We start from the raw sequence: 6,930 nt of genomic DNA, 5'->3' as shown, positions 1-6,930 counted from the left end.
TACGCGGCCTCACGCCACATGAATTTGTGTGTGCCCAGTGGCAGAAAAACCCCGTTAACTTTACCCAGGACCCGACCCACCTCACGCTGGGACTATACACCTAGGATATATGGTGGGAGGCAACGTCAAGCTCGACAAAATCATCATCGTCTGCCGCTGACGGAAGCTGCCCACGACTACGACAGCTTGGGCAACCAAAGGCAGCACTGCGTGAAGGCAGGAGCTACGCTCTAACGCTCTTATGGCGAGGATTTAAAATCGCACCAAGAGGGCTGGCTGCAAGCAGCGCTTTTTGATGCTATGCCCTGGGATGATTATAAAATCCGTAAAAACGAGGGCGCTTCTTTGCAAGAACTGTGGGTGAGCCTGCGGCAGTGGCGGCGTTTTCTCCTATCTTTAACTAATTGGCCGGCGTAAGGCCACGCCGGGTACAACGTCCTCATTAGGCCATTTGATGCACTATTTTGCCACAATACTCCGCCGTTACGCCACGCTAGCCGCGGTAGTAGGCGGTGCTTTCCTACTGGGCACACCTTCCGCCACCTTTGCGCAGAGTGGCCGGGCCAACGACCGGAAGATTGCCCCCACGCTGCTTCCCCAGGCCGGCCGCAGCCACCGGCAGACAGTGCGGGTGAGCGTAACGAGCAATGAGGTATTTGTGGGCTGGGCCCGGCAGCATCTGCCGGCCATTACGCTGACCGCCGGGGCTGTTGGCGGCACTCAGTATTTCCTGCTGGAAAACCTTAGCCAGGAGCAGGTGCAGCAGCTGGCGGCGGCCCCGTCTGTGCAGTTTGTAGATGTACCCAACCGGCAAGCCCACGAAGAGCGGCAGATCGGGGGTTCCAACCTGGCGGCCAACCGCGTCGCAGCCCTGCACAAGCAGCTGCCGAACGTAGCGGGGCAGGGCATGGCCATTTCCATCAAGGAAGGTCCCTTCGACCCCGCCGACCTGGACCTGAAGGGCCGGGTACTCAACGCCGCTACTATTCCCGGCCCGCCTACCGACCACGCCACAACCATGGCCACGCTGGCCGCCGGCGCCGGCAATACGGGACCTACCGGCAAAGGCGTGGCCTGGCAGGCTAAAGTCGGCTTTTCCAGCTTTGCCCAGCTGCTCCCCGACAACGGGGAGACACTGCGGCAGGCCGGTATTTCGGTGCAGAACCACTCTTACGGCGTAGGTATCGAGAACTTCTACGGCCTCGAATCCCGCGCCTACGACCAGCAGAGCGCCCAGTTTCCCGCCCTGCTCCACGTGTTTTCGTCCGGTAACGGGGGCGCGCAGGCGAGTCCGGATGGGCCGTACAAAGGCCTGCCGGGCGTGGCCAACACCACCGGGCAGTTTAAGATGTCGAAGAACACGCTCAGCGTGGGCGCCACCAATGCGGCGGGCGAAGTGTCGCCGCTCAGCTCCCGCGGCCCGGCCTACGATGGCCGGCTGAAGCCCGAGCTGGTGGCCTACGGCGACGGCGGCACTTCCGACGCGGCAGCGTTGGTTTCGGGTATCAGCGCCCTGGTACAGCAGGCCTACCGGGAACCCCGCGGGGGCACGCTGCCGCCGGCTGCCCTGGTAAAAGCCATCCTGCTCAACAGCGCCGACGACACCGGCCGCCCCGGTCCCGATTTCGTTTCCGGCTTCGGGCAGGCCGACGCCCTGGGCGCAGTAGAGACGGTACAGGCCAGCCGCTTTTTTACCGGCACCGCCACCACCGCCGCTTCCCTTCGTTTCCCGATTGTGGTGCCGGCCGGTACGTATCTGCTCAAAGCCACGCTGGCCTGGGCCGACCCGGCCGCGGCTGCCGGTGCCCCCACTGCGCTGCTCAATGACCTGGACCTGGAATTGGTCAATGCTGCTACCGGTCAGCGCTGGCGGCCCTGGGTGCTGAGCTCCTACCCGCACCTGGACTCGCTGGCCCTGCCCGCCCGCCGCCGCGCCGACCATCTCAACAATGTGGAGCAGGTCACGCTGACGGCTCCGCCGGCGGGCACGTACGAGCTGCATGTGCGGGGCCTGAGCCTACCCGCCGGGCCGCAGGATTTTAGTCTGGCGTACGAGCTTGAGAGTGGCCTTACCTGGGTGCAGCCTACCGGTGGCGCCAACTTCCGCCCCCAGGAAAACCAACTGCTGCATTGGCAGTGGCGCGGTCCGGCTACTCTGGCCCGCCTCGAGTATCAGCCCCTGGGCAGTTCCACCTGGCGTCTGCTCAAGGCGGACCTTAACCTGAGCCAGGAATACTACGCCTGGTCGGTGCCGGATACGCTGACGCTGGCCCGGCTGCGACTGGTGACGGGCGGCGCGGCTTTTGCGTCCGAAACCTTTGCCATCCTGCCGCGGCTGCAGGTGCAGGTCGGCTACGTCTGCCCCAGTCAGACCGCACCTACTGAGGCATTGCTGGCCTGGAACGCATTGCCCGGAGTACAGCAGTACCAGGTGTATCAGCTGCGCGGGGCCTACCTCGAGCCGCTGCTGCAAACCGCCGATACGACGCTGTTGCTAACGGCGGCCCGCCTGGCCGTACGCCACTACGCCGTGGCCCCTGTGCTGGGCGGGCAGCCCCAGGAAGCCAGCCGCACGGTGGACTACGCGGAAAACGGTGTCGGCTGCTACATCCGCTCCTTCCTGCCCCGGGAAGTGGCCACCGACACGGTGCGCCTGGATTTGACGCTGGGCAGCAGCTACCTGCTGCAGTCGGCCACGCTGGAAAAGCTCGGTGCCGACGGCAGCTACGTGCCCGTGCAGACCGTGGCGCCCGTGACGGCGCTGCAGCTGACGTTTACCGATGCCAGCCCCAGCCAAGGCCTCAACACGTACCGCGTGCATCTGCTTACGACGGGTGGCAGTTCGTTCTACAGCCAGCCCGAAAGCGTGCAGTACGTTCCCACGACCGCCCTGCAGCTGTATCCAAATCCCATTGTGGCCGGGCAGCCGCTGCAGGTTATCCAGGGCGAAGGTGGAGTCCTGCACATGCAGCTCTACGATATGCTGGGCCGCCTGATCCGGGCTGTTACGGAGGAAAGCCAGATCAAGCAGTTTGATACCAGCGGGCTGAAAAAGGGCCTGTACATTCTGCGCGCCCGCACGGCCAGCGGCCATAGCGTTTCCCGGCGGGTGGTGATACTTTAAACGGTTGCCCCGTGTCGGGGCTGCTCCGGCTGGAGTGGGCTGCCCCGGATACCAGCTTATCGGCCAGCTGCCGAACCACGGGTTGGGAGGGGAACGAAGCTTTTGTGCTGCCAGGTAACCTGGGTCGGGGCCCCGTCCCCGCAGCTTCCCAGCCAAAGCAAGCCTTCCTTAACGGGCCGGCCGGCCGGTATGTAGCCCAAAAAAAGGCCCGGTCTGTGAAGACCGGGCCTTTGCTATGGAAGCCGGATAAGGCTAGTACACGTAGCGCAGTGCCGTTACGTCGTTCGTGTTGAACGGCCGGTTGGCACCGGTGCCGATGCAGGCCAGCATCCAGGAGTTAGGATCGTTGCCGCTGGGCGTGCCGGGAATATAAACAGCACCAACCGTGCTGGCGCCCTCGTTGACGGGCGAACCACCGCAGCTATACTGACGGCCGGCGTAGTCGGTGTGGCGGAAGCCGATGCAGTGACCAACTTCGTGGGCCAGGATGGTAGCAATGTACGTGGTGGCGTTGGCGGTGCCGATGGCACCCGAGTTCACCTGTACGGTGCCGTAAGGATTGCCGCCCGATGGGAAGCCAGCCGAGGCCAGGTAGCCCGAGCCGCTAGGAGCAGCCGTCAGCAGGATGTTGCCACCCGAGGTAACGCGCGAAAAGCGGATCAGCAGGTTCTGGGCGTTGTAGCGACGGATGACTTCGTCGGTGGCCGTTACGTAGGCCGAAGGCAGCGAAGTCGATACGCGGAGGGTAATCGTGCGGCCCGAGCCGACGCTCACCAGGTTGTTGGTGCGGTACTGCTCCTCTTCGCCTACGCGCAGGAACTGATTTTCCGGCTTGTTTTTCAGGTCGCTGTCCGAAATCAGAATGTCGCCTTCCACCAGGTAGCCGCCTTCTACTTTTTTCGCATCAGCCGTGGTGAAACCCAGCAGGCGGATTTGGCTCAACGTATCTTCGGAAATCTGGTCTTTCGTCGTAACCTCCTCTTTCTTCTGGCAAGAAGACAGGACCGACATAGAGCAGGCGCAGATGGCCAAAGCAGATAGTACTTTTGTGATTTTCATGCTTTTTTTGGTTTGGGTTGGGAAGGGTTGATGGGGGAATGGATGAATTATGTGCAAAAGTTGAGCATAAAAATTATGAATGTCAATGGTTAATTCGTGAAACTTTAAAATAAATGCAAAGTATGCGGGTGCGTGCCCGCTCAATTCCCTATACAGACCGTTTCGGCAAGAATTATACAATAGCAGTATTTGAATTTTCTGGTGCGCGTTGCACAAAGCAAGGTCTGCCCGCCGGTGGACGGACCGCAACTCCTGCGCCTCGGAGTGAAGCAACCGCCGACGGAGCGCGCCGCTGACTTATTTGCCGTGAGGCTAAGGCGCTGGCCGCCAAAATATTGTAAAACGGGTCGGGCCAGGACCGCGCTTGCTGAAATAAAGAGTGCAATATTGAAAAACCGGCGCTACCTGAGCAGCGCCGTGGCCGCTGGCCCCTGACCGGGCAAGGGGCCGAAATGCTTATCTTTGTTCATCACCGATTTCGCGCGGATCATTTCCGCCTCACGATATATCCTTCCAAGCCGTGGCTTGTACTTCTTGTTCCTCCGGCGGAGGCTGTTCTACGACTGCCAAGGGCTGCGGCTCCAAAGGCAGCTGTAGCTCGGGCTGTACCCGCCTCAACGTATTCGACTGGCTCCAGGATGTGGAGCTGCCCAGCGACTTTCACGGGTTCGACATCGTCGAAATCCGCTTTAAAGGCGGCCGCAAAGACTTCTACCGCAACAGCAGCCGCCTGCCGCTCGTCACCGGCGACGCGGTGGTCATTGATGCCGGCGGCAATGGCTGGCACCTGGGCCACGTCTCGCTCAAGGGCGAGCTGGTGCGCCTGCAGATGAAAAAGAAAAAGGTGCCCACCGACTCCAAGGACATCCGCGCCATCCTGCGGGTGGCCGCCGAGCAGGACGTGGAGCGCTGGGAAGCCGTGCGCGACCTGGAAACGGGCACCATGTTCCGGGCCCGCTCGGTGGTGGAGGAGCTGCGCCTGAAGATGAAGCTCTCGGATGTGGAGTACCAGGCCGACCGCACCCGTGCCACCTTCTTCTACTCGGCCGAAGACCGGGTGGACTTTCGCGACCTGATCAAGCGCCTGGCCGACGAGTTTCGGGTGCGGGTGGAGATGCGGCAGATTTCGCTGCGCCACGAAGCCGGCCGCCTCGGCGGCATTGGCTCCTGCGGCCGCGAGCTGTGCTGCTCCACCTGGCTCACCGACTTTAAGAGCGTGAGCACCACCGCCGCCCGCTACCAGAACCTGAGCCTGAACCCGGCCAAGCTGTCGGGGCAGTGCGGCCGCCTCAAGTGCTGCCTCAACTACGAGCTCGATACCTACCTCGACGCCCTGAAGGACATTCCGCAGGTGCAGCGCCCCCTGCTCACGGAGAAAGGCGAGGCTTTCCTGCAGAAAACCGACATCTTCAAGCGCCGCATGTGGTTTGCCCTGCGCGGCGACAACAACTGGGTGATGCTGAGCATCGACCGGGTGCGCGAAGTGCAGGAGCTGAACAAGAAAGGGGAGAAGCCCGAGAGTCTGCTGGCCCCGGTGAAAGAGGAGGAGCGCGAGCCGGAGGTTTCGGCCCACGTGGAAGGCAACCTCGACCGTCTCGACGACAAAATCAAGGCCGGCAAGCGCCCCAAGCGCAAGAAGAAGACCGGTGGCAAAGACCGGCCCGAAGGCGCTACGGACGTGGCTCCGCTGTCGGCTACGCCGGCCGCGCCACGCCGCAGCAGCCGTCCTTCGAGCAGTGCTCCCAAAGCCGCTGCCCCGCCCGAAGGTGGCGCGGAAGGCGACACGGCCGCTGCCGGCGAAGAAGCCCGGCGTCCGCGCGGGGCCGCTGCCCGCCCCATGAACCGCCGCAACAACCGCGGCGGCCGTAGCGAAGGAGGCCGCCCCGAAGGTGGGCGTAGTGAAGGCCGCGGCGACGCCCGGCGCAGTGAGGCGCCGCGGCCGGAAGGCGGGGCCGAAGCCCGGCCCCCGCGTGGCGAAGGCCGCCCACCCCGCTCGGCCACCCCACCCGCCGCCGGCACCGACGGTCCTGCCCGCGCCAGCGGCGAAGCCGGGGCGGAACGGGGCAGTCGGGGAGGCCGCTCTGCCCGGCGGGGCGGGCGCCCCCGGCCCGAGGGCGGCGCTACTCCCCCCCCGCCACCTTCAGCGTCCTAGGTATGCGGCAGTTGTTTCGTTTGCTGTCCGGGCTGAGTATGCTGCTTCTGCTCGCTGCCTGCGACCCGGGGCAGGTGTATGAGAAAAACACCGATCTGGATGAGTACGTGTGGGGCGTGCAGGTGAAGCCCACCTTCGAGTTCACCATTGCCGATACCACCCAGCGCTACGACGTGTACTTCAACATCCGCAACGCTTCGGCCTACGGCTACTACAATCTGTACGTGCAGCATACGCTGACCGATCCGGCGGGACGACCCGTATCGAAGCTGCTGCACCAGATGCTGCTGATGGACCCGCAGACCGGGGAGCCAAACGGCAACGGCACGGGCGACATCTACGACCACCAGTTTCTGGCTTTGCCGGGGCAGCGGTTTCACCAAACGGGTACTTACAAGCTGCTGCTGGAACAGTACATGCGTCAGGATCAGCTGCCGGGCATCATGGCTGTGGGCGTGCGGGTGGCCAAGGCTGCCAAGTAAGCTCGGGAGTGTCTCGTCCGGCTATATGTTGACATGAATAAGGCAAGGGCCCCGCTCGGATTTTCCGGCGGGGCTTTTTCCTTGCGAATGGACTTGATTGGGGGTTAAGTAGT

At 63.2% G+C, this 6,930-nt stretch carries 4 protein-coding genes; 3 read left to right on the top strand and 1 reads right to left on the bottom strand.

Annotation, left to right across the window (positions count from 1 at the left end):
- Positions 1 to 454: 454 nt before the first annotated feature.
- Entirely contained in the window at positions 455 to 3,124 is a 2,670-nt protein-coding gene (locus tag ABD842_RS14145) for a S8 family serine peptidase (protein ID WP_345115134.1), read from the top strand.
- A gap of 252 nt (positions 3,125 to 3,376) precedes the next feature.
- Here the strand turns inward: ABD842_RS14145 and ABD842_RS14140 are convergent, their stop codons facing one another.
- Positions 3,377 to 4,183, bottom strand: coding sequence for a M57 family metalloprotease (locus ABD842_RS14140; protein ID WP_345115132.1), 807 nt, complete (start codon positions 4,181 to 4,183; stop codon positions 3,377 to 3,379).
- Positions 4,184 to 4,703: 520 nt separating this feature from the next.
- Here ABD842_RS14140 and ABD842_RS14135 point away from each other — a divergent pair.
- Together ABD842_RS14135 and ABD842_RS14130 are read left to right on the top strand one after the other, a co-directional pair.
- A complete protein-coding gene (locus ABD842_RS14135; RefSeq protein WP_345115130.1) occupies positions 4,704 to 6,335 on the top strand; it encodes a regulatory iron-sulfur-containing complex subunit RicT in 1,632 nt (543 codons plus the stop codon).
- Between the two features lie 38 nt (positions 6,336 to 6,373).
- Positions 6,374 to 6,817, top strand: a complete 444-nt coding sequence (locus ABD842_RS14130; RefSeq protein ID WP_345115127.1) for a gliding motility lipoprotein GldH — start codon at positions 6,374 to 6,376, stop codon at positions 6,815 to 6,817.
- Positions 6,818 to 6,930 lie beyond the last annotated feature (113 nt).

Origin of the sequence: Hymenobacter algoricola, assembly GCF_039539525.1 — a bacterium.
Classification (GTDB): Bacteria; Bacteroidota; Bacteroidia; order Cytophagales; family Hymenobacteraceae; genus Hymenobacter; species Hymenobacter algoricola.
The sequence above is the reverse complement of the archived record's forward strand: the minus strand, read 5'-3'. Positions and strand labels throughout refer to the sequence as shown.